This window comes from Salinarchaeum laminariae (genome assembly GCF_023204835.1).
GTDB lineage: Archaea > Halobacteriota > Halobacteria > Halobacteriales > Salinarchaeaceae > Salinarchaeum > Salinarchaeum laminariae.
On record NZ_CP096270.1, the window covers coordinates 1,310,707 to 1,332,799 of the forward strand.

The window sequence follows — 22,093 nt, forward strand, 5'->3', positions numbered from 1 at the left end:
CGCCTCGTCTGTCAGGAAATCACTCCACGCCGAGTGCCAGCGTCAACGCTCTGTAGAGGCCGAACCCCATCGCGAGCGAGCCGGCGAGCGTGATGAGCCAGAAGGCGATCGTCACGCCGATCTTCCGGCGGGAGACGCCCGCGCTGCCCGCCGCGAGACCGCCGCCGATCACGCCGGAAATGATGATGTTGTTGAACGAGATCGGGATCCCGAACGTGATGGCGAGCTGGGCGATGATGAAGCCGGGAACGAGCGCCGCGATCGACCGCCGGGCGCCGAGCTGCGCGTACTCGCGGGAGGTCGCCTGGAGCAGCCGTGGAGCACCCATCCACGCCCCCGCGAGGATACCGAGCGCGCCGAGTCCCAGCAGAGCGATGCCGGGTAGCCCCAGCTCCGTCGAGTAGAGGTACTCGAGTGGCCCGGTCGCCAGCCCGACCTGGCTGCCCCCACTGGAGAAGGCGACGAGGCTGCCGAGCAACAGGAGGAATGTTCGGATTCCCTGCTCGGCGGAGTCGAGCGTCCGCCTGCGCACGAACTGGAAGGCAAGCAGCGCAAGCAGGATCGTGGCGAGGACGCCGACGGGATCGACGCCGCCAACCGAAGGGCCGCCGACCGCACGCGCGGCGAACCCCGCAAGCGATCCCTGGCTCTCGCCCGCGCCGGCCGGAATGATCCCGAGACGAATCCTGCTGACGATCCCTCCGACGACCGCCGCGAGCAGCGGCACGCCGACGGTCTCTGGCACGTCGTCCCGCCGGAGCATCGTCGCGGTACCGTACGCGAGACCGCCGGACATCGGCGGCACGAGCAGCCAGAACGTGACGATCTCGCGGTAGGTGTCCGTCGCCGGATCGCCGCCCAGCGAGAGGCCGACGCCGACCATCGCGCCGGTGGTCGCGAACGCGGCGGGGACCGGGTAGCCCGAGTAGACGCCGAAAGCCATGAACGCCGCGGCGGTCAGCAGGCCGGCCGTCGCGGCGAGCGGTGTGATGTCCACGCCGAGAATCAGCCCGGAGCCGACTGTCTTCGAGATGCTCCCGCCCTGGGTCAGGGCCCCGAGTGCGGCGAGGATGCCGATGAGAAAGGCTGCGCGCATCGTCGACACCGCGTTCGCGCCGATCGCTGGCGCGAAGGGTGGCGAGTTGCTGTTGGCCCCGAGCGCCCAGGCCATCGACAGGCCCGCGACCGTCGCGAGCCCGACCAGGGCCCAGAAGGTGACTGCCATGCGATGCGTGCGGGCGATCCAACCGCGGATCGCCGTCGTGGTTGCCCTGTTGAACGGACGCACCAATCAAGTTACCGCAGCCCGCGACCGGTCGGCACGCCCAGCCGACCGCGCTCACACCGGCCCGTAGGCCAGCATGAGGGCGATTGCGCCAGCAGCACCGAGCGGGATCGTGAGGTTGTCGTCGACGACAAAGCCGCGAATCTCCATGAACACGCCGTCGGCGAGGCTCGCAGCGAGCGCGCCGGCGGCAGCCGCGAGCGGAGCCACGAACGGAACTCCGACGGCGAGACTCACGAGAAACGCGCCGACGAAGGCTCGTGGGCGTTTCACCGGCGTCGGATCAGCACCGCCGAGCACGCCACCGACCGGATCGGCGACGGCCAGCATGAACATTGCCGGGATCGCGATCCGCGGATCGAATGCGAGCGCGACGATCGCCATCCCGAGCACGTAGAGCGCGTAGCCGGCGACGGTGTCGGACTCGTACTCCCGGGTCAGATGCTCGTAGGCCCACCAGGAGAAGGTCGTGCGCAAGCGGAGTAGCTCGAGGACTCCAACCGCAACGACCCCGGCGAGCAGCACGATTTGGAGCCAGAGGTAGGGCAGGCCCAGCACGTAGGACAGTGGAACGAGGGCGCCGCTGACGTGGACGAGCCGTCTGCCGACCTCGCCCTCGATCCGGCGACGGGCCGTGGCGGTGACGCCGTCGAGGCCGGTCTCGGCACGGTCCTCGCTGTGGTCTCGCATCGTCACTCCGCCGCCGGAGCGTCCTCCGCGAGCGCGTCGAAGGATCGGACGCCATCGCGGAGGTCTCGACAGAGCCGCGGGAGGGCCTCGATGTCCACGCGGATCTGCTCCGTGGAGTCGCGCTCGCGGATCGTCACGGTGTCGTCCTCCAGCGAGTCGTGGTCCACGGTGACACAGAAGGGCGTCCCGACCTCGTCCTGGCGGCGGTACCGCCGGCCTATGGCGCCCGAGTCGTCGTACGTCACAGAGAGGCCGGCCTCCCGAAGTTCGGACGCTATCTCACCTGCGCGCTCACCCATGCCGTCCTTGTCCATCAGCGGGAAGACGCCGACGGTGGTCGGCGCGACCTCGGAATCGAGCGCGAGGTACGCGCGCTCCTCGCCGTCGATCTCGTCCTCGCGGTAGGCGTGCTCGACCAGCACGTAGAGGAGCCGATCGACGCCGAAGGAGGGTTCGACGACGTGCGGGCGGAGGTGCTCGCCGGCCTCGGTGACTTCCTCGACGGCGTAGCCGGTGTGTTCGAAGGGGACTTCGTAGGTCTCACCGTCGACGTCCACGTCGACCGTGCCGGCGGGTTCCGCTGCCGCTGCGTCGAACCGATTGGGTGCCTCGCCAGCGAGCTCCTCCAGCGCGTCGGCGACGTCGCCAGCCGCACCGCCGAAGGCCGGGCCGAGCTCGCTCATGTCGGGATCGACCGTGGCTTGCTTCGTCGTCTGTGGCTCGTCGTACTGTTTGAAGACGGTGAACTCCTCCTCGCTGTGCTCGGCGTGTTTCGAGAGGTCGTAGTCCGAGCGGTAGGAGAAGCCGGCCATCTCGATCCAGTCGCCGGCGGCGAACCCCTCGGCGTCCCAGCAGTCACTCGAGTAGTGGGCGAGCTCGCCCGGGAGGTGCTGGCGGAACCGGAACCGGTCCATGTCGACGCCGACGCGGTCGTACCAGCGCTTCGTGAGGCCGAGGTAGTAGGCGATCCAGTCGCTCTCCACGATGCCGTCCTCGACGGCTTCGGCGACGGTCGCGCGGATCGGCTCGCCGTCGTCGGCCTGCTGTTCGGAGACGGGGTAGAATGTGCACTCGACGTCGGCCACGGCGTCGAGATCCGGCTCGTCGACCTCGGGATCGATGAAATGCTCCAGCTCCGCCTGCGTGAACTCCCGCGTCCGGATGATCGACTTCCGTGGGCTAATCTCGTTGCGGTAGGCGCGACCGATCTGCGTGACGCCGAAGGGGAGCTGGCCCCGGGCGTACTGTTTGAGCCGCGGGAACTCGACGAAGATGCCCTGGGCGGTCTCGGGCCGCAGGTAGCCCGGCTGGGAGTCGCCGGGGCCGATGTTCGTGCCGAACATGAGGTTGAAATCCTCGACGGGCTCGCCGGCGAGGTCGGCACCGCAGGTCGGGCAGCCGATCTCGAACTCTCTGAGTAGCTCCTCGACCTCGGGGATCGGCAGGGCTTCGGCGTCCTCGACGTCCGAGCCCGGCGCGTCCTCGATCAGGTGGTCCGCACGGTGGCTCTCACCACACTCTGCGCACTCGACGAGCATGTCGTCGAACGTGTCCAGGTGGCCGGAGGCCTCGAAGACGGCCTCGGGCATGATCGTCGGCGCGTCGACCAGTTGGTGACCCTCCGCGATGGCGAAACGATCGCGCCAGGCGTCCTCGACGTTCTGCTTGAGGCCGGCGCCCTGCGGGCCGTAGGTGTAGAATCCGGCGACGCCGCCGTAGGCCTGTGCCGTCTGGAAGAAGTAGCCGCGGCGCTTTGCGAGTTCGACGACGTCCTCTGAGATGTCTTCGTGTGGTGGCATAGACAACACTCCGCGTTAGGCGTCTGCGATCGCGGCCAGCAGATCGACGTCGCGAACGATGCCGGCGAGACCGTCGCCGCTGACCAGCGGAATCTGTTCGACGTCGTGGGTGATCATCGCCTGGGCGGCGTCCTTCGCGGTCTTGGATTGGGAGATCGTGACCACGTCGGCGGTCATGAACTCCGAAACGGGGCCCTCGGGCAGTTCGACGTCACGCGTGGTCACGGAGCGGCTGCCGACGCCCTTGATTCCCTCCCACATCCAGTCGTCGTCCTGGTCGGCGAAGGAGTTGCCAGTCTTCGTCTCGCCCTCGACGACCTCGGCGACCTCGATGACGTCCTGCTCGGTGAACACGCCGGCCATCCCGGCCTCGTCGTCGAGCACGACGGCGTAGGGCATGTCGGCGTGGAACAGCTGCCGTTCCGCGACCGCGAGCGGCGTCGCCTCGTAGGCCGTGATGACCGAGCGCGTGGCGATGTCGCCAGCCAGCGCGTCACCGGGAACGTCGCCCTCAGCGATCGCCTTCACGACGTCCGTGATCGTGACGATGCCCTCGAGTTCGCCGTCGACGACGGGAATCCGTCGGGCGCTCTCCGCGACCATCAGCGCAGCAGCTTCGCGCAGATCCGCGTCAGCGGTCGTGGTCGGCACCTCTTCCATCAGCAGCGCGAGCTGGTCCTCGTCGGGCTGCTCGATCAGCGTCTCCCGGGAGACCAGCCCGCGGTAGCGTTCGGTCCCGTTCTCGATTTTCACGACGGGGACCGACGAGAAGGCGCCTTCGCGGAGGTGTTCCAGGGCGTCATCGCGACTGCCCGGTAGCTCGACCGTGACGAGCTCCGAGCGCGACGTCATTGCGTCCGAGACGTTCATGCCCCGCCGTAGGTCCAATTCCGGCATAAACCCCGTGCTTTGTGCGACCTGTGGTGGCGGGGTGGTCTGGCGCGCTCTGGGTACTGTAATTAATCGTCGTCGTTGCGTGCAGGTCGCTCGATACTCGACTGTTGGGTATTGCAACCCGCAAACCGCGGAGTGGACTGAACAGCGAACCGCTTGGAAGCCCCCTCCCGCTCGACCGTCCGCGGCTCGGTGCGGTCCTCGGTCGCTGACGCTCCCTGCGGTCCTTCCGTCGCCGGGGCCGCATCGAGCGGTCGGCCCCTTCCAGTCCCACCCCGCGGATCCTCTAACGGGCTGTAGCTGGCGGTCGATCCCCAGTGCAAAGCATGCCCGAACAAGCGCCGCGCTTCGCTCCTTGGGACGAGTCCTGGGGGACTTCGGAAGGGGCCGACGGCTCGCGTTCGCTACTGACGTAAGCACTGGACCGAGCGGAGCGAGGGAAGCGCGCAGCGAGGTAGCGGGCGCGAGCGGGAGGGGGCTGTCGCGGGCGTGTCCCGCGACGTCGGGAGACCTCCGGTCTCCCGGAATCCGTGGCTGTCTGCTGTGCCGTTCGACACACCAGAACTGATTTCTCGTCCTCGATTCCCACACGAAACACAGCCACAGAAAACCAATCGAACAGCCGCTACTGATCGGCGCAGATGTCGACGAAGTTGCGCAGGATCGTTAGCCCAGTCTCGCCGCTCTTCTCGGGGTGGAACTGGGTGCCGAAGACGGTGCCGTCCTCGTTGGCGACGACGCTCGCGAAGTCCCGGCCGTAGTCCGTGGTCGCGACGACAGCCTGCTCGTCGTCGGGGACGGCGTAGTAGGAGTGGACGAAGTAGGCGTACTCGCCGTCGACGGAACCGCCGTTTCCGTCTGCTCGTCGGTTCTCCGATCCGACGGTGTCGACGCCATTCAGAAGCGGGTGCTCACGCTCGACGTCGAGCTCGTTCCAGCCCATGTGGGGCACCTTCTGCCCTTCGTCGAAGCGGCGGTTCGTTCCGGGGATCAGATCGAGCCCGCGGGCGTCACCCTGCCCCTCGCGTTCGGCCTCCTCGCTGTCGGTGAGCAGCATCTGCATTCCGAGACAGATGCCGAAGACGGGCTGGCCGTCCTCGGCAGCCTCGAGGAGCGCGTCGCGAAACGGGCCGGCGTTCTCGACGCCCTCGCGGAACGCGCCGACGCCGGGGAGCACGATGCCGTCGGCCGACCGGATCGCGTCGCGATCGTCGGTGATCTCGACGGCCGCGCCGGCGCGTTCGAGGCCGCGCGTGACGCTACGGAGGTTCCCCAGGCCGTAGTCGACGACCGCGATCTCGGCGAGCGCGTCCTCGCTGGCGTCGGCCGCGACCTGCTCCTGGCTCATGGTTGTGGGTTCGCGACGCGACGGCAAACCGCTTTCCATCGGTGCAACGATGGCCGGCCGCGGCACAGACGAATCGCTCCGTCGCGCAGGCTGACCGCCACCGGTATCGACCCCTCGCTCCGACACGAGGCTTATTGAGCCGAAGCGCCAGGCGTTCGTATGGTGCCGACCCTGGTCGCCGCTGCGATCGCCGCCCTCCTCGCCGCGGCGTTGCTCGGCCCAGCGTTCGACCGCCGGTCGCTCGGGATCGTCGTCTTCGCGGCCCTCGTACCGGATCTCGACGCGGCCGTGAGTCTGGTGGTCTACGGCGCGACCAACGCCGCCTTCCACAGCTTCCTGCTCCCGGTTGCCGCTGCCGGGCTCCTCTACTGGGACACGGCCCGCCGGGAGCGCTCCTGGCTCGCCGAGCGCTACGGCTGGCGAGGGATCCGGATCGCCTGGGTCGCCCTCGCGGCGTTCGTGGCCGCCGTCGCCCTCGACCTGTTCAGTCCGGAGGGCGTGGCGCTGTTCTACCCGCTCCACGACCGCTTCTACGCGGTGACCGGCCGGCTCGTCTACTCGACGCAGAACGGGCTCGTCCAGACCTACGTGACCCTCGGCGGCGAGAATGTTCTCGCGGTCGGCTCCCCCGGAACGACGGCGACCCACCACGTAGAATCGTGGATCAACCCGACGCCGGGAACCGGGTTCGAGACGGGCGTCGAACGCCGCTTCCCGCTCGTCGAGCGCGGCTGGCAGGCGATCGTCGTGATCGCCGCGGTCGCTGTGCTCGCGATCCGGTGGCGATCCAGCGATTCCGTCGTGGAAGGCGGCGACGTCGTGGACGCTGGCGGTGTCCCAGACGATGGCGATGTCGCCGAGGACGGTAGTTCCGTCGCGGAGGTGAGCCGCTGATGCCCGCCACGACCGTCCATCTCGGGTTTGCCCTGCTCGTCGCTGCAGCCGTACTCCCGATGGAGCGATTCGACCGCCGGCTGCTCGCAGTCTTCGCTGCCGTGGTCGTCTTCCCGGATCTCGATTCGATCCCGGGCTGGTGGCTGCCCGGCGCTCACCGGGCGATGTTTCACACGCTCGTTCTCGCGGGAGTGGTCGCGGCGCTGCTCTACTACGACACCCGCCTACGCGATCGGTCCTGGCTCCGCGAGCGCTGGGGGTCGCGGGCGGTGACGGTCGCGTGGGGGCTCCTCGCGACGCATCTGCTCGCCCATCTCTTTCTGGACTGGTCGCATCTCTCGGGAATCAACCTGCTCTACCCGCTCGCCGACCAGTTCTACACCCTCGAGGGGGAGCTGGTCTACTCGACGGCCGACGGCTGGATTCAGACGTTCGTGGAGTTCGGCACCGGCGCCGACGGCGGCATCGACGTCGGCCAGCAGGGCAGCACCGACGACGTGCACGTTCCAACCCCGACCGATCCGAACCCAGGGGGCGGCGTGGATCGGAACGTCGAGCGGATCGTCCCTATCGCCGTCCACGGTTGGCAGCTGTACCTGCTGCTCCTCGGGCTGTTCACCGTCGGTGCACGGCGCCTCCAGACGGAACCGCCGGTGGAGCGATCCGAGTAACTGGCGGTGACGGAGTTTCTGCCAGGATCGTACGCGGCGGTTGGTCCGGTGGTCTCTGGTCCGGTTCGTTCAGGCGCTCGCCTGTGGCACGATCGTTCGTTCCACGTACTCGAGAATGTTGTCGGACTCGGACATCGTCACGCCACGATCTTCGTCGACGAGCACCGGCACGCCACGCTGGCCGGAGACGCGCCTGACTTCGTTGCGCTGAGAATGGGGCGCGTCGACCCAGACGGTCTCGTAGTCGACGCCCGCCTCGTCGAGTGCGTCTGCGACTTTTTCACAGAACGGACAGCCCTCGAGCTGGTACAGGGTGAGTGACATGGTGGATGCAAGAACGTCCCGCACAGTAGCAGTTTCGGTCGGGTCAGTCCCAGTGCGGACCTGTCGTCGGAGCTATCGGTGACTTACGCCGATGTTGCGCCCCAGGAGATCCGGGCCCAGAGCCGTTCGTACCCGAAGTACGTTCCCGTCTTGACCACGTTCGCGACGAGCCCGATGTTGAGTGCTGCCGTCGCGTCGTCAGTGAACGCGAACGCGACGGTGATCGTAATCGCGACCATCAACAGGCGATAGCACAGCGTCTTCACCAGCGACCGGGAGAGTCGTTGATTCGCTTCTCCGGACGACGATCCGAACATGGAATGGCTCTCGGCGCGGTGGTAATCAATCCTCTGCATAACGAGAAGCTCCGCTAGTGAATGTGGTTACGATCGTCGACTCTACGCCTCTCATCGTCCGGACCCACGACCGTTCACGTCCGGGGCTGGCCACTTGTTCTGTTGCCCACTTTCTGCGCGGCCTACTTCCCCCGACATATTCAGTATTGTCGACACTTTCCGTACTCGTCGCACGCGATGGGGTCGTGGAGAGACCGGGTGGTCCGCCCCATCGACGGTTCGAACGGCCCGGACCCGACGCGAGTGAACCTGGCACTCAGTTTTATTTTTCGGTGTGATGGAAGAACTAAATGGCCGGACGTAACGATTGTTCATGTCCGATCAACGCCTGGAAAATGACCGATACGGGCTAGAATCTATTGACAAGTGACGACACGTTCGGGTAAATAGGTGAATATAGGTTGGGCGTACACCCGCGATCGGCCGCCCGGTCCGATCCGGAGCGTTTATCAACTACCGTTCGATAACTCCTACCATGGCAGTCGCACCAGGCCATGCAGACGACGGCCCCGATCGCGAGGTTATCGGGTCGCTGGACGACGCCGAGGACCAGGAAGCCTACGTCATCGCGGACATCGCGACAGAGGAGGCCTGGGTATCCATCGACGCCGACGCTGCCCCGGCGCTCGAGGAAATGCGATAACGCGAACCTACTCTCTCAGTATTTCGAGGACCGCTCGTTCGCCAGCGATGCGGTGGTGTTCCTCTCTCCTATCAGTGTCTCCAATTCTCTCTCATACGTTCACCCACTCCCACACTCCCCACACAACCCACCAACTCCCACACTCCCCACACAACCCACCCACTCTCTCTCTCACTTTCTCACTCTCCGTCTCACCCCTTCTCTCGCTTCCAGCGACTTCTGCCACCTCGGCCCACCCCCACCGCAGTCTGTGGCCACCGGAACCGCACGGACGCGGAAGAACAACGTTTTAAGAATCGGGGCGAAACCAACACGTCACCATGAGCAAGAAGTCCAAGGCCCAGAAGAAGCGCCTCGGGAAACTGGAGCGTCAGAACTCCCGCATCCCGGCGTGGGTCATGCTGAAGACGGACCGAGACGTCACCCGCAACCACAAGCGCCGGAACTGGCGGCGCTCCTCCACGGACGAATGAGCGCAAGCGACTTCGAGGAGCGCGTCGTGACGGTGCCGCTGCGGGACGCTGCCGCAGCGCCCAGCCACCAGCGCTCGGACAAGGCGATGAAGCTCATCCGCTCGCATCTCGCCAAGCACTTCTCCGTCGAGAAGGACGTCGTTCGGCTGGACAGCTCCATCAACGAGGCTGTCTGGGAGAACGGCAACGCCAGCCCGCCACGCAAACTCCGCGTTCGCGCCGCCCGATTCCAGGAAGAGGGCGAGGGCGTCGTGGAAGCAGAGCACGCGGAGTAGGATTCTACACTTGCTCCGGGCCTCCTTCTCCGGATCGTCGTACGTCGGCGTCTTCGCTCGCGCGGCCGCCGGCCACCTTCTGGTCCGGCCAGACGCAGACACCGAACTCCAGAACGAGATCGCCGACGAACTCGGCCTCGAACCACTGCCGACCACCATCGGCGGCTCCGGCACCGTCGGCTCGCTGGCCGTCGGGAACGAGAACGGCCTCCTCCTGAGCAGCCGCGCCCTCGACCGCGAACTCGATCGGATTCGCGACGCCGTCTCCGTCCCCGTCGCGGAGCTCCCCGGCCGGATCAACGCCGCGGGCAACGTCGTGCTCGCCAACGACACTGGCGCGTACGTCCACCGCGACCTCAACGACGATGCCGTCGCCGTGATCGAGGACACCCTCGACGTCCCTGTCGAACGCGGGGACGTTGCGGGCGTCCGCACCGTCGGCACCGCCGCCGTCGCGAACGACCGCGGCGTCCTCTGCCACCCGAAGGCGACCGACGGGCAGCTCGATCACCTCGCCGAGCATCTCGACGTCCACGCCGACATCGGGACGATCAACTACGGCGCCCCGCTGGTCGGCTCCGGACTCATCGTCAGCGACGACGGCTACGTCGTCGGCGAGGATACGACCGGGCCCGAGCTGGGTCGGATCGAAGACGCGCTCGGCTACATCGACTGAGGCGCTGGCGACGGCCAGCGTCCGCTGGAAATTGCGATCGCGTGTCGCTTCCATCTGTTCTCCGGACCCCTCGGTCTCCAGCCGTACTCGCTATCCCAGCCAGCTACGCAACACCGCCCCGAATCCGGCTGCACCGACCACGAGCGACACCAGTCCGCCGATCCCCGTCAGGACCAGGAGTCCGTTGACCGCACTTCCGACGAGCAGCGGCGTCAGCCAGCCGCCGTCGTGGCCGACGAGCCGGTCGCCGATTCCGAGATAGGCTATCGCGGCGCCGACGGCCCACAGGAGATACGTGAGCAACAGTAGCGGGATCACGACGAGGATACCGACGATCGTCAGGACGAGCAACACCGTCGCGACGATCAAGACGACGAGTGCGATCAGTCCATACACCGCCGAGCCCACCGGATCCTCGACCAGATCGCGAATTCGCCCCTCGGTGTAGTCGGGAAAGACGAGAATCATGATGCCGCCGACGATCAGTGTGCCGAGGAACGCGCCGACCGCGCTGCCGAACAGCCCCGTTCCGATCTCGGTCTGATTTTGTGCGATGGTACTGAGGGTGGCGAGCGTCCTGGCGGAGAGGATGAGACCCATGCGCGCCGGGTTCGTCTCCCAAATGCAATAGCAGTCCCTCCGTATTCGGCCAGAACCCGCGGTACGCCGTCGCTACGTCACGTGTTCACGGGCCAGCACAGCCGTTTTCACGCGGGGACGTTATCTCCCGGTATGACCGAGAACGGGGGCCTCGACGATCGGTACGTCGCGGCGTTCGACGTCGTACGCAGCCCTGCGCGGGTGGACATCCTGCTCGCGCTCGCCGAACAGGCCAGCGCGAATCCGGACGCCCCGGCGCTCTCCTTTTCCGCGTTGCACGACCGGGTCGACATCGACGACTCCGGACAGTTCAACTACCACCTCGACAAGCTCCGCGACCACCTCGTTCACTCGACCGACGACGGCTACCGCCTCTCGCCACGCGGCCACGAGGTCGCCGGTGCGATCCTCTCTGGAGCGTTCACCGCGGGCGAGGATCGTCCGCCCGAACCACTCGACCAGAGCTGCCCGTACTGCGACGCAGAGGTCGAAGCTGCCTACGAGCAGGGCCAGATCGTCGTCGAGTGTGCGAACGACCACACGCTGTTCACCAGCAGCATTCCGCACGATCTCGCGACGGAGGCGTCGCTCGCCGACGTGCTGGCAGCGGTCCGCGCGCGCGCACGATTCAACCTCCAGATCGTGCTCGAGGGGACCTGTACCTACTGCTACGGTGCCGTCGACTGGTCGGTCACACACCGGGAGGAACAGCCCGAGCCGGTTCTCTACGAGGGTCGCTGCACGCGGTGTGGCGTGGGCTACAGCGCGCCGCCGAACTACGCCGTGCTCTTCCACCCGGCGGTGATCGCGTTCTTCTGGGACCAGGGTGTCGACGTGCGGGAGATCGTCGCCTGGGAGATCGGGGACTGGACCGTCGAACAGACGGTCGTATCGGAGGATCCGTTTCGGCTCCGGCTCGTCTTCGCCGCCGACGACGGTCGGCTCACGGTCACCGTCGACGACACCGCGTCGGTCGTCGAGACGGTTGAAACACCACAGGAGGACTCGGAACCGTCTGCGTAAACGGGTGTGTCGTCGTCGCGGTCGTAGGCTTCCGCCGTTCGTCGACTCTCTCCCCGAAAGGGCCGACCTGGTTACTCGTCGCGAGCGTGGTGGGCGAGGTGGGCGCCGACGGCACCCACGGCAGCCGCGGCGGCGACCGTAGGGTGGGAGACTGCGAGGAGGATTGCGGCGACCAGTACGACGAAGGTGAGCATACCGCCGAGTGTTCGTCGATCGGTCACGGACGATTCGTAGCCGGTGGGAGAGACGGTGAGTTGCATCGTAGATACACCTCGGGGCGACAGCCCCATAAGCATAATCTGAAGGACATTTCTGTAGCGGGAGTTACTGAAATTCGCTTCTGTAACTGATCCGGCCGGGTGGGCGGTGCCGATCCGCGGAGGAACGAAGCCCGTTTACGCCCGCCGGCTGTATCCCGGTCGATGACTGGGAAGGACGAGTACTATAACAGAGCGAAAGTCGAGGGCTACCGTGCCCGCTCGGCCTTCAAACTCAAACAGCTCGACGAGGCGGCGGGCCTCTTCGGCCCGGGCAACGTCGTCGTCGACCTCGGTGCGGCACCCGGGGGCTGGCTCCAGGTCGCCGCCGAGCGCGTCGGCCCGGACGGCACCGTGATCGGCGTCGACCGTCAGCGGATCGACGATCTCGAGGATCCCGAGCCACGCGTCGAACTCCTCCGTGGCGACATCACGGAGGACGATACGCGCGAGCATATCCGCGAGATCGCAGCGACGGTCACGGGGAGCGACGCTGCAGCGGCCGAGACGGAGAACACCACCGGCGCGGTCGACGTCGTGCTATCCGACATGGCACCGAACGTCTCCGGGCAGTACGAGCTCGATCACGCGCGATCGGTCCATCTCGCTCGCCAGGCGTTCGAGACCGCGAAGACGGTGCTCGGCCCCGGCGGCGACTTCGCCGCAAAGGTGTTCCAGGGCCAGGATCTCGAGGCGTTCAAGGCCGACGTCGACGACGCCTTCGAGTACGCTCGAACGGTCGTGCCGGACGCGACCCGAGACAGCTCGTCCGAGGTTTACATCGTGGGCAAACACCGGCTCACGGCACCGGTGGAGGCCGGCGAGGAACTGACCGTCGACGTCGTCGACGAGGGGTCGGAGGGCGACGGCGTCGCTCACGTCGAGGGGTTCACGGTCTTCGTTTCCGACGCCAGCGTCGGCGAGACGGTCCCAATTCGGATCGACGAAGTCAAGCCACGGTTCGCGTTCGCCGAGCGCACGGACTGACGTTCGCTGTTTTCTGATCGGAGCCGATCGAACTGCACGCTTCCTCAGCGATTGGTCCGGCCTTACGACGCCCCGGAGGCGCGGCCTCTCCCGAGCAGCCGCCACGGCGCCGTGAGGAGCCACAGTAGGATCAGGCCGGCCACGTAGGCGACCGAGACCGGGATCGCGAAGACGAGCATCGTCAGCACGCCGCCAGGCGTGACGACCATCGCGAGGATGAACGTCACGAGAACGACGTGACGCCAGTACGCCCGCATGCTCTGGAAGTAGACGAGGTCCGAGAGATGTAACAGCAACATGGCGATCGGGATGTTGAGGAAGAACCCGAACCCGATGGTCATGAAGAAGACGACCCACAGCAGGCTCTTGATCCGGTAGGAGACGACCATCCCGGAGGAGACCGCGTCGGTAACGAGGTAGGAGATGACCTCAGGGGCGATCACGAAGAACCCGACGATCGCGCCGGTGAGCGTCCCGACGAGGAAGATATACCCCCACATCAGGAACGCCCAGCGCTGGCCGGATCCGGGCGCGATGCCGCGCTGTTGGAGCGCTGGCCACGCGTAGTAGAGGAACACCGGTAGCGTAACGAGGATCGCCACCACCCCGCTGAACTTCACGATGAAGATCAGTACCTCGACGGGGTGGAGCGCGATGACGACGTCGGTGGCGTCGGTCGCGCGCTGTCCGGGCGCCAGCGCCTCGTTTGGCACCTCCGAGATGAACACCTCCATGATCTGCTTGATGCCGACCGTGTAGAGGTAGGCGAAGCAGGCGGTGAAGACGCCGATGAACGTCGCGACGATGACGAACATTCGCGAGCGCATCGAGTCCAAGATGAACCCGATGTCGTACATGTAGCCGCCGATCTCGTCCTCGTCGCGCTCCTCGCTGGCGAAGGAGCTGAGCATGCCGCCGGCGGTGTCGCTGAGGAGTCCACCGAAGGCGCCACCCTCTCCGTCGTCGCCTCCGTCGCCCGCGCCGCCCACGAGGAGCCCGTCCGACTCAGTGTCGTCCTCCTCGTCACTCGTACCGCCGGCAGCCCCTGCATCGTTGATTTCGTCCCATCGCTGGAGGACGAGCTGGCCCTTCTCCTCCTCGCCGGCCTCCATCGCCTCGCCAGCGATGTCGATGGCCTCGTCCTCGTCGATCGCCTCGAACGCTTCCGGTGGTGCGGCGTCGACGCCAGCAGCGTCGAGCTCGCGGAGGTCGAGGTTCGCGGGGTCACCGGTGACCGGTTTCTGCTCGACGTCACCGGCCTCCTCCCAGCGCTGGAGGACGAGACGTCCCTTCGCTTCCTGGTCGTTCTCCATCGCCGCGCCCGCGATCTCGACGGCTTCGTCCTCGGAGAGCGCAGCGAAGGCTTCCTCCGGCGCCGCCGCGACGCCGTCGGCGTCGAGGGCGTGAAGGTCGGCAGCGTCAGGGGAAGCTTCGCTCCGACCGCCTGCCTCGATCCCTTGCTCCTGTGCGTCCTCCCAGCGCTCGAGGAGGAGTCGACCCTTCTCCTCATCGCCGGCCTCCATCGCCTCGCCAGCGAGATCGACCGCCTCGGACTCCGAGAGGTGGGCGAACGATGCCAGCGGGGCCCGGCGGACGCCCTCGGCGTCGAGTGCCGCGAGATCGACGTCACTCGGATCGGCGTCGCCAGTATCGTCGGTCTCGACGCCGGCGTACGCCCGGGAGATCACCGGCATCCGTAGCACGGAAACGAGCCCGTAGGCGAGCGCCAGCGCCCCGCTAACGGCTCCCATCGCGAGGCCGGATCTGATCCACACGGCGAGGCCGCCTCGCTCGACGTCGGTCGGGAACTGGAACTCTCCGAGGAAGGGGACCGAAAGCCGTTCGGGGAGCGGGCCGAGCACTGCCTCGCCGACGATCTCGGCGTGGCCGGACCAGAGCGCCACGGCCGTGCCGACGCCACCGATCACGGTCGCAGCGACGACCAGATACCCTTTCCGCCGGAAGGTGCCCGGCTCGATGGGGCTCCCGTGGACGCCACCACGATGGATGTTCGTCACCACTTTCGCAAGTCCCAGGCTGAAGACGTAGAGGGTGACCAGCGGGATTGCCCACATGATCTGGGTGAACGGATCCGGCGGTGAGAACACTGCACCGAAGACGAAAATGCCGAGAACCGCGTAGCGCCACTTGTCACGGAACGTCTCGTAGGGGACGATCTCCGCGTAGGAGAGCACGCTCATCAGGAGGGGAAGCTGGGCGGCGAGCGCGAAAGAGACCGTCAACAATAGCAGGAACTCGGTGAACCGAACGATCCCGTAGCTGGGTTTCGCACCCGCAGCGTACGCCTGTTCGGCCAGGATCTTGAACATCAGCGGGAAGAAGACGGCGTAGGCGTACACCATCCCGACGATCGCCAGCGCGATGGAGAGTGCGATGAATCCGTAGAGCTTGCCCCACGTCACCTCGACGCCGGTGTCCTCGATCCGCGTGAGGATGGCTTTCCGTGCGAGATAGATGCCGAAGACGGACGCGATGACGATGCCGACGATCGCACCGATCTTGACCTGCATCAAGATGACGTCGAACGGCGTCCGTGCGATGATGTCGACCTCCTGGGCGACCGCGTCGTTCATCTGGGCTTTCGTCACCGACTCGAGGTAGTCCCAGATCCACCACCGGAGGGAGAGTATCGTTCCGACGAATGCGACGACGAAGACGAGAAAGACCTTCTTCAGCTCGCGCTGGAGCTCCGAGAGCATTCCACCGATCGTCTCTCGGCCTGCGTTGACCGCGCGAGCGGTGTCCTCGTCGACGACGCTCATACTGGCCGAAGCTTGCAAACTCCCAGTTATCAATCTTCTTCCTCGACCACGCGCGGGCACGGCGGCGAGTCAAAAAGGCCTATAATAACCCGTCTGCGAACTACTGCACGAATGTCCGACGAGCCGACCGACGACGGCGATTCCGGTAGCGATGCCCCGGGAGCGCCGTCCGACGGCGGCTCCGAACCGACCGATTCGACGGACGACGCCGACGAGGCCGGTAGCCCGACAGCGCGGCCTGGCTACACTGACGATCACGTGACCGCATCGAACGACGACGCCGACGATCCCTCGAGTGCGCACGCGCCGATCGGCGCCGAGGCACCCTCGCCGACCGAGGGTCCGGATGCGGTATCCAGCACGACGACGGTCGACGACGGCGATAACGGGGGCAGCATCCTCTCCGGTGGCATCGGCGGTTCAGCGCCACCTGACGACGAGGAGATGCCCCTCACCGAGCACATCGAGGAGATGCTCACTCGACTCGCGATCGTTGTCGTCATCGCGTCGCTGGCGACGCTGGCCGCCTTTCCCTTCGCCAACGACATCATCATCCAGATGTGGTACGACGTCCACGCCGGATCGGTCGAGGCCTGTCGGCCCAATCCCCAGAGCGCAGACTGTGTGGCGCCCCACGTGTACGGACCGCTCGAACTGGTTCTGACCCGGATTCGCGTCGCCGGGCTCGCGGGGCTGCTCGCCGCGCTCCCGCTCGGCGTCTACCAGATCTATCGGTTCATGCGGCCGGGGCTCTACCCCCACGAGCGCCGATACTACCTCGCGGCGGTCCCCTTCAGCCTCCTCCTGGGTATCGTCGGCATGGTGTTCGCGTACTTCGTCATGCTCCCGCTGCTGTTCGAGTATTTCATCAGCTACACGCAGGGGTCCGCGGATCTGGCCTTCCAGCTCGCGGACACGATGAACCTCATCCTGATGATGATGGGGATGCTGGCGGTCATCTTCCAGATCCCGCTTTTGATCATGCTCGCGATCCTGATGGGAATCACCACTCGTGAGTGGCTCGAGAGCCGCCGTCTGTACTTCTGGGGCCTGTTCTTCGGCGTAGCCTTCTTCGTCGGCCTCGACCCGACGGGGATGGCGCCTGTCCTGCTGACGGCGACCATGGTCGCCCTCTTCGAAGGGACGCTGCTGTTGTTGCGCTGGACCGGCCGGTGAGCACACGATCCACCCTCGGTACCCCTCCTTCCTGCGAAAAGAACGTTCGATCGGCTGGCGTTCAGCAGTCCACGCCGACTGCGTCCTCGACGGTCGCGAAGCCGTCGCGGTCGAGGAGCTCGAGGAGCCCGCGATTGATCTCTCTCGCGAGCGATGGCCCCTGATAGACGAGCGCAGTGTAGAGCTGGACGACGCTCGCGCCGGCCCGGATCTTCCGGTAGGCGCCCTCCGCTGAGGCGACGCCACCGACGCCGATCACCGGGACGTCGACGCGTTCGGCGACGAAACGGATTCGCTCGGTCGCCCGGTGCTCCAGCGGTGCGCCGGAGAGCCCGCCTTCTTCGGCGCTATTGGCGTTGCGGAGCCCCTCCGACCGCTCGGTCGTGGTGTTGACGGCGATCACGCCGTCGAGATCGAGTTCGCGGACCACCTCGAGCGCGTCGGCCGTCGCGGCCTCGGAGAGGTCCGGCGAGAGTTTGACGAGCAGTGGGGACGCGCCCTCGTCTTTGAGTCGCGAGAGGATGTCAACGAGCGGCCCGCGGTCCTGGAGCTCGCGGAGTCCCGGCGTGTTTGGACTCGAGACGTTCACGACGAAGTAGTCGCCGGCGTCGGCGACGGCCTCGTAGGTGTAGGCGTAGTCGTCAGGGGCCTCCGAGACCGGCGTGGATTTGGACTTCCCGACGTTGACGCCTACGGGGACGTCCGGAAGCGTCGTCTCGTCGAGACGTCGCCCGATCGCGTCCGCGCCCTCGTTGTTGAACCCCATCCGGTTGATAAGGGCGCGGTCTTCGGGCAGTCTGAACAGGCGTGGCCGGGGGTTGCCCTCTTGGGCTTCCGCCGTGACTCCGCCGACCTCGACGTGGCCGAACCCGAGTGCGGCCAGGGCTCGTGGGATCTTCGCGTTCTTGTCGAAGCCCGCAGCGACGCCGACGGGCGTGGGAAAGGAGCACCCGAAGGCGTCCACGCCGAGCCGGTCGTCCTCGACCTGGTATCGTCGACCGAGCAGTCCCTCGATCGGCGTCCCCTGCACGGCACCCAGCCCACTGTAGACGACGTGGTGGGCCGTCTCTGCTGGGAGCCGAAAGAGGAGTGGTTTCGCCAGCGAGTAACAGTCCATCGGGCGAACAGGTGACCGCGACCGCAATAAACGCCCGGACTCGACGATCCAGCACCGGCACCGAGACAAGCGACAGCGGAATCAGAACTCGTGTTCGACGTCGTCCTGGTCCGCTTTCTGGATGATGATCTTGTCCTCGCGTACGCGCACGAAGACTTCGTCACCGATCGCCATCCCCGCGACGGAGAGTTCGTCCTCGTGGAGATTGATGTGTACGTTGTGGTACTCGCCGTCCTCGTCTTTCGCACCACTCGGGCTGAGCTTCTTTTTACGGACCATCGCGGTCTCTTATTTCGAGAGTTCGCTGCAGGACGTACTTAAGTGTTGTTGGACACTGGGCCTGCCGTCTGTCCGACTGCGCGTGGTTCACGGACCGCGCGCCGGCGATCGAGGGGTCGATTTGCGACCCAAAACCGGCCGTCGTCCCCCGAATTGGCCGGGAGTGGCGGCGACCACCGGGAAAAAGGTTATATATGGGGCGCTCCCGTCTGGCGATCTCGGGGATATCTTTATGGTGGGGAGTGTGTTCCCTTCACACGGAGGTTTGGAACCCATGGTACGTGAAGACGGTAAACGAAACTTTGCACTGCGAGACGGGGCCGACGAATCGAGCGTCTTCTCCGGAAATACGCCGCGGCAGGCCGCCCTCAAAGCGGCGCGGCGTCTCGAGCCGGCTCCTTCTGAGTCGGCGGCCAACGAGACGGAGCTACGGCTCCGCGAGAAAGGAACCGACAAAGTACACATCTACGACGGCTGGGCCTGGGAGGAGGAAGCACCCGACGACAGCCCGAACTGGATGCCCGGCGACATCACCGAGGCCAACGTCTCGAAGAAGGGGATCGAACATCTCGACGAGTGACGCCAGGCGGTAACTGATCTTTTCCGTGCCTGGGCGGTGACGAGCCACTGCACTAGGCGTCTACCGACGGCCTGTGCCGGTCGAACAGTCCACGCCACTCTCACGCTACACCGTCTGTCTGTAGCGGCTGTCCAATCACCTCCGACGACAGATACTGCCCGGACGTTCATCGCGCTATCCGCAGAGAGGCTTCTCCTCACTGTTGCTCCTCGTGAGACTGCCGGACAGGCATGCAGCTCCGCTGTCGCATCACGATTGCATGCTCCCCTGAGACATCATCTTCCTACGTGCACGCACGCCCACGCGTGTAGGGTCGCGACGAACGAGATGGAGCAGCTTCTCGCTGGCGGGCACGCCACTACCTTTCAGCGACGGGCTTTTGCACCGTCTCCGTTCACTCTCGGACGCGCGGATCCCACCCGGCCAGACGCCGCACGACGCGTGGAATGACCGGCCGGCCTCCGTCCGCGCTACATTCCTTCCGGAGGCAGGTCGAATGAGGTCCATATCTGGGGTCGTATCGCGTCGAGGAGCACCTGCATCGCCAACGGATCGGCACACCGGACATTCGTGCGGTATCGGCCCATGGTACCGCGAATCGAAGAGACGTTCGTTCGACGGCCTTAAGTATTAACCCCGATTCGAATGGAATGCACACGACGTGGCGCAGCGCGCCACGGCCTTCGGCTGTATTCCGGCACGAAGGGAGCACGCCCGGACCGGCGGCCAGGTCACTCCGACCAGTGTCGCGTCTGGACACGCGGTGTGTCCATGCGCGACACGCGCCGTCCCGGTCCACAGCCCTTAAGTACTACAGGGCACTCGGATCAAACACGGAAACCGGCCGACGTCGGCCGGAATCTCGCGGACACGATTCGAATGCCTTATATGCTAACGGGCATTTGGGTGTGAATGCGAACGACGTGACATCGGCGGGGCGTTCAACTCGCTCCGTCGCCGGGCCCGCAAGGGGCTTCGAAGGGTTTATCCCTGGACGAAGCCCTACGTTGAGGTCCGAAGGAAATGAGGATCCTGCCCCTGCGGTCCGCCGTAACAGACGGGATCTGATGTTAGCCTTGGTAGTTCGGCGACATCCGGCCTGTTGGCCGATCGTCGCCGATCTTGGACCATTTGCAATGTTCACGCGACGTCATTGTGACGTCACGTGTTCCCGCCTAACCCGCCTCCATTATGGGGGCGACATTCCGGTTGATCCTGCCGGAGGCCATTGCTATCGGGGTCCGATTTAGCCATGCTAGTCGCACGAGTTCATACTCGTGGCATATAGCTCAGTAACACGTGGCCAAACTACCCTGTGGACCAGCATAACCTCGGGAAACTGAGGCTAATTCTGGATATCGCCCACATCCTGGAGTGGAGTGGGCGTGAAACGTTCCGGCGCCACAGGATGTGGCTGCGGCCGATTAGGTAGACGGTGGGGTAACGGCCCACCGTGCCCATAATCGGTACGGGTGATGAGAGTCAGAGCCCGGAGACGGTATCTGAGACAAGATACCGGGCCCTACGGGGCGCAGCAGGCGCGAAACCTTTACACTGCACGCGAGTGCGATAGGGGGACCCCGAGTGCGAGGGCATACAGTCCTCGCTTTTCACCACTGTAAGGTGGTGGTGGAATAAGTGCTGGGCAAGACCGGTGCCAGCCGCCGCGGTAATACCGGCAGCACGAGTGATGGCCGATCTTATTGGGCCTAAAGCGTCCGTAGCCGGCCAGACAGGTCCATCGGGAAATCTGCACGCCCAACGTGCAGGCGTCCGGTGGAAACCAGTTGGCTTGGGGCCGGAAGATCCAGGGGGTACGTCCGGGGTAGGAGTGAAATCCCGTAATCCCGGACGGACCACCGGTGGCGAAAGCGCCCTGGAAGGACGGACCCGACGGTGAGGGACGAAAGCTAAGGTCACGAACCGGATTAGATACCCGGGTAGTCTTAGCTGTAAACGATGTCCGCTAGGTGTGGCGCAGGCTACGAGCCTGCGCTGTGCCGCAGTGAAGACGCTAAGCGGACCGCCTGGGAAGTACGTCTGCAAGGATGAAACTTAAAGGAATTGGCGGGGGAGCACTACAACCGGAGGAGCCTGCGGTTTAATTGGACTCAACGCCGGACATCTCACCGGCACCGACAGCAGTAATGACAGTCAGGCTGATGCCTTTACTCGACGCTGCTGAGAGGAGGTGCATGGCCGCCGTCAGCTCGTACCGTGAGGCGTCCTGTTAAGTCAGGCAACGAGCGAGATCCGTATTCTTAATTGCCAGCAACGCCGTGAGGCGGTTGGGTACATTAGGAAGACTGCCGCCGCCAAGGCGGAGGAAGGAGCGGGCAACGGTAGGTCAGTATGCCCCGAATGTGCCGGGCGACACGCGGGCTACAATGGCCGAGACAGTGGGATGCAACCCCGAGAGGGGGCGCTAATCTCCTAAACTCGGCCGTAGTTCGGATTGCGGGCTGAAACCCGCCCGCATGAAGCTGGATTCGGTAGTAATCGCCGTTCAGAAGACGGCGGTGAATACGTCCCTGCTCCTTGCACACACCGCCCGTCAAATCACCCGAGTGGGATCCGGATGAGGCCCGGTTCCCGGGTCGAATCTGGGTTCCGCAAGGGGGATTAAGTCGTAACAAGGTAGCCGTAGGGGAATCTGCGGCTGGATCACCTCCACAGACCGGGACCTGGCGATCAGCCAGGCCCACCTATCCAAGATCGTCGACGCCGCCCATCAGGCCGGACGCTAACGAACTACCAAGGCTAACGTTCCCCGAGAGGGGTGGGCCCATAGCTCAGTGGTAGAGTGCCTCCTTTGCAAGGAGGATGCCCTGGGTTCGAATCCCAGTGGGTCCATGCCTCGTGGTCGATCGGAAACCGTCTCCTTAAGTGTGGGACGGCGATACGATGGATCACGACTGACCGATGCACCGCCCCGCGCAAGCGTGGGTGGGAAGGGTCGATGC

The 22,093-nt window shown here is 65.6% G+C and carries 22 protein-coding genes, 1 tRNA gene and 1 rRNA gene; 12 read left to right on the top strand and 12 right to left on the bottom strand.

All coding sequences use genetic code 11. From position 1 onward, the window contains the following. Positions 1-19: 19 nt before the first annotated feature. From MXF70_RS05950 to hisH, 5 genes are all read right to left on the bottom strand, one after another. Positions 20-1,225 (bottom strand): inorganic phosphate transporter, encoded by a 1,206-nt coding sequence (locus tag MXF70_RS05950; protein ID WP_248518084.1) that lies wholly within the window; start codon positions 1,223-1,225, stop codon positions 20-22. A gap of 114 nt (positions 1,226-1,339) precedes the next feature. After that, positions 1,340-1,975, bottom strand: a complete 636-nt coding sequence (locus MXF70_RS05955) for a diacylglycerol/polyprenol kinase family protein (protein WP_248518085.1) — start codon at positions 1,973-1,975, stop codon at positions 1,340-1,342. Positions 1,976-1,977: 2 nt separating this feature from the next. After that, the gene (gene glyS / locus MXF70_RS05960; RefSeq protein ID WP_248518086.1) at positions 1,978-3,774 is read right to left on the bottom strand and encodes a glycine--tRNA ligase; all 1,797 of its coding nucleotides are present in this window, start codon (positions 3,772-3,774) and stop codon (positions 1,978-1,980) included. A 15-nt stretch (positions 3,775-3,789) separates the two neighbouring features. After that, positions 3,790-4,644, bottom strand: a complete 855-nt coding sequence (locus tag MXF70_RS05965; RefSeq protein ID WP_248518087.1) for a CBS domain-containing protein — start codon at positions 4,642-4,644, stop codon at positions 3,790-3,792. A 649-nt stretch (positions 4,645-5,293) separates the two neighbouring features. Further along, positions 5,294-6,016: an imidazole glycerol phosphate synthase subunit HisH gene (hisH, locus tag MXF70_RS05970; RefSeq protein WP_248518088.1), complete on the bottom strand. Its 723-nt coding sequence runs from the start codon at positions 6,014-6,016 to the stop codon at positions 5,294-5,296. A 159-nt stretch (positions 6,017-6,175) separates the two neighbouring features. Between hisH and MXF70_RS05975 the strand changes: the two genes are divergently transcribed. Both MXF70_RS05975 and MXF70_RS05980 read left to right on the top strand, forming a co-directional pair. After that, complete coding sequence (locus MXF70_RS05975; RefSeq protein WP_248518089.1) at positions 6,176-6,910, top strand: metal-dependent hydrolase; 735 nt, start codon at positions 6,176-6,178, stop codon at positions 6,908-6,910. Then, on the top strand, positions 6,910-7,581 hold the full coding sequence (locus MXF70_RS05980) for a metal-dependent hydrolase (protein WP_248518090.1): 672 nt from the start codon (positions 6,910-6,912) through the stop codon (positions 7,579-7,581). Before MXF70_RS05975 ends, MXF70_RS05980 begins: the two co-directional genes overlap by 1 nt. A gap of 69 nt (positions 7,582-7,650) precedes the next feature. Here MXF70_RS05980 and MXF70_RS05985 read toward each other — a convergent pair whose 3' ends face one another. Next, positions 7,651-7,905 (bottom strand): glutaredoxin family protein, encoded by a 255-nt coding sequence (locus MXF70_RS05985; RefSeq protein WP_248518091.1) that lies wholly within the window; start codon positions 7,903-7,905, stop codon positions 7,651-7,653. Between the two features lie 83 nt (positions 7,906-7,988). After that, a complete protein-coding gene (locus tag MXF70_RS05990) occupies positions 7,989-8,222 on the bottom strand; it encodes a DUF2061 domain-containing protein (protein ID WP_248518092.1) in 234 nt (77 codons plus the stop codon). 514 nt (positions 8,223-8,736) lie between these two features. Between MXF70_RS05990 and MXF70_RS05995 the strand changes: the two genes are divergently transcribed. The 4 genes from MXF70_RS05995 (at position 8,737) to MXF70_RS06010 (ending at position 10,328) form a co-directional block, all read left to right on the top strand. Then, positions 8,737-8,904: a DUF7556 family protein gene (locus MXF70_RS05995; protein ID WP_248518093.1), complete on the top strand. Its 168-nt coding sequence runs from the start codon at positions 8,737-8,739 to the stop codon at positions 8,902-8,904. A 320-nt stretch (positions 8,905-9,224) separates the two neighbouring features. Beyond that, a complete protein-coding gene (locus tag MXF70_RS06000) occupies positions 9,225-9,377 on the top strand; it encodes a 50S ribosomal protein L39e (RefSeq protein ID WP_248518094.1) in 153 nt (50 codons plus the stop codon). Further along, positions 9,374-9,652: a 50S ribosomal protein L31e gene (locus MXF70_RS06005; protein ID WP_248518095.1), complete on the top strand. Its 279-nt coding sequence runs from the start codon at positions 9,374-9,376 to the stop codon at positions 9,650-9,652. The genes MXF70_RS06000 and MXF70_RS06005 overlap by 4 nt, the downstream gene beginning before the upstream one ends. 10 nt (positions 9,653-9,662) lie before the next feature. Beyond that, complete coding sequence (locus tag MXF70_RS06010; RefSeq protein ID WP_248518096.1) at positions 9,663-10,328, top strand: translation initiation factor IF-6; 666 nt, start codon at positions 9,663-9,665, stop codon at positions 10,326-10,328. A gap of 90 nt (positions 10,329-10,418) precedes the next feature. Here MXF70_RS06010 and MXF70_RS06015 read toward each other — a convergent pair whose 3' ends face one another. Continuing rightward, on the bottom strand, positions 10,419-10,928 hold the full coding sequence (locus tag MXF70_RS06015) for a DUF8173 domain-containing protein (protein WP_248518097.1): 510 nt from the start codon (positions 10,926-10,928) through the stop codon (positions 10,419-10,421). Positions 10,929-11,060: 132 nt separating this feature from the next. Here MXF70_RS06015 and MXF70_RS06020 point away from each other — a divergent pair, with 132 nt between their 5' ends. Next, entirely contained in the window at positions 11,061-11,951 is an 891-nt protein-coding gene (locus MXF70_RS06020) for a winged helix-turn-helix domain-containing protein (protein WP_248518098.1), read from the top strand. Between the two features lie 71 nt (positions 11,952-12,022). On the opposite strand, the gene MXF70_RS06025 is transcribed toward MXF70_RS06020, so the two are convergent. Continuing rightward, on the bottom strand, positions 12,023-12,211 hold the full coding sequence (locus tag MXF70_RS06025; protein ID WP_248518099.1) for a hypothetical protein: 189 nt from the start codon (positions 12,209-12,211) through the stop codon (positions 12,023-12,025). A gap of 162 nt (positions 12,212-12,373) precedes the next feature. On the opposite strand from MXF70_RS06025, the gene MXF70_RS06030 reads away from it, so the two are divergent. Then, a complete protein-coding gene (locus MXF70_RS06030) occupies positions 12,374-13,195 on the top strand; it encodes a 23S rRNA (uridine(2552)-2'-O)-methyltransferase (RefSeq protein WP_248518100.1) in 822 nt (273 codons plus the stop codon). A 62-nt stretch (positions 13,196-13,257) separates the two neighbouring features. Here the strand turns inward: MXF70_RS06030 and MXF70_RS06035 are convergent, their stop codons facing one another. Further along, positions 13,258-15,978, bottom strand: a complete 2,721-nt coding sequence (locus MXF70_RS06035) for a twin-arginine translocase subunit TatC (RefSeq protein ID WP_248518101.1) — start codon at positions 15,976-15,978, stop codon at positions 13,258-13,260. Positions 15,979-16,089: 111 nt separating this feature from the next. Here MXF70_RS06035 and MXF70_RS06040 point away from each other — a divergent pair, with 111 nt between their 5' ends. Beyond that, on the top strand, positions 16,090-17,154 hold the full coding sequence (locus MXF70_RS06040) for a twin-arginine translocase subunit TatC (protein ID WP_248518102.1): 1,065 nt from the start codon (positions 16,090-16,092) through the stop codon (positions 17,152-17,154). 61 nt (positions 17,155-17,215) lie between these two features. Here MXF70_RS06040 and MXF70_RS06045 read toward each other — a convergent pair whose 3' ends face one another. After that, the gene (locus MXF70_RS06045) at positions 17,216-18,271 is read right to left on the bottom strand and encodes a quinone-dependent dihydroorotate dehydrogenase (protein WP_248518103.1); all 1,056 of its coding nucleotides are present in this window, start codon (positions 18,269-18,271) and stop codon (positions 17,216-17,218) included. 81 nt (positions 18,272-18,352) lie between these two features. Continuing rightward, positions 18,353-18,550 (bottom strand): hypothetical protein, encoded by a 198-nt coding sequence (locus MXF70_RS06050; protein WP_248518104.1) that lies wholly within the window; start codon positions 18,548-18,550, stop codon positions 18,353-18,355. A 274-nt stretch (positions 18,551-18,824) separates the two neighbouring features. Between MXF70_RS06050 and MXF70_RS06055 the strand changes: the two genes are divergently transcribed. The 3 genes from MXF70_RS06055 (at position 18,825) to MXF70_RS06065 (ending at position 21,983) form a co-directional block, all read left to right on the top strand. Next, positions 18,825-19,130, top strand: coding sequence for a non-histone chromosomal MC1 family protein (locus MXF70_RS06055; RefSeq protein ID WP_248518105.1), 306 nt, complete (start codon positions 18,825-18,827; stop codon positions 19,128-19,130). Between the two features lie 1,202 nt (positions 19,131-20,332). Then, positions 20,333-21,803 (top strand): 16S ribosomal RNA (locus MXF70_RS06060). A gap of 108 nt (positions 21,804-21,911) precedes the next feature. Further along, positions 21,912-21,983 (top strand) — tRNA-Ala (locus MXF70_RS06065). The last annotated feature ends 110 nt before the right edge of the window (positions 21,984-22,093 follow it).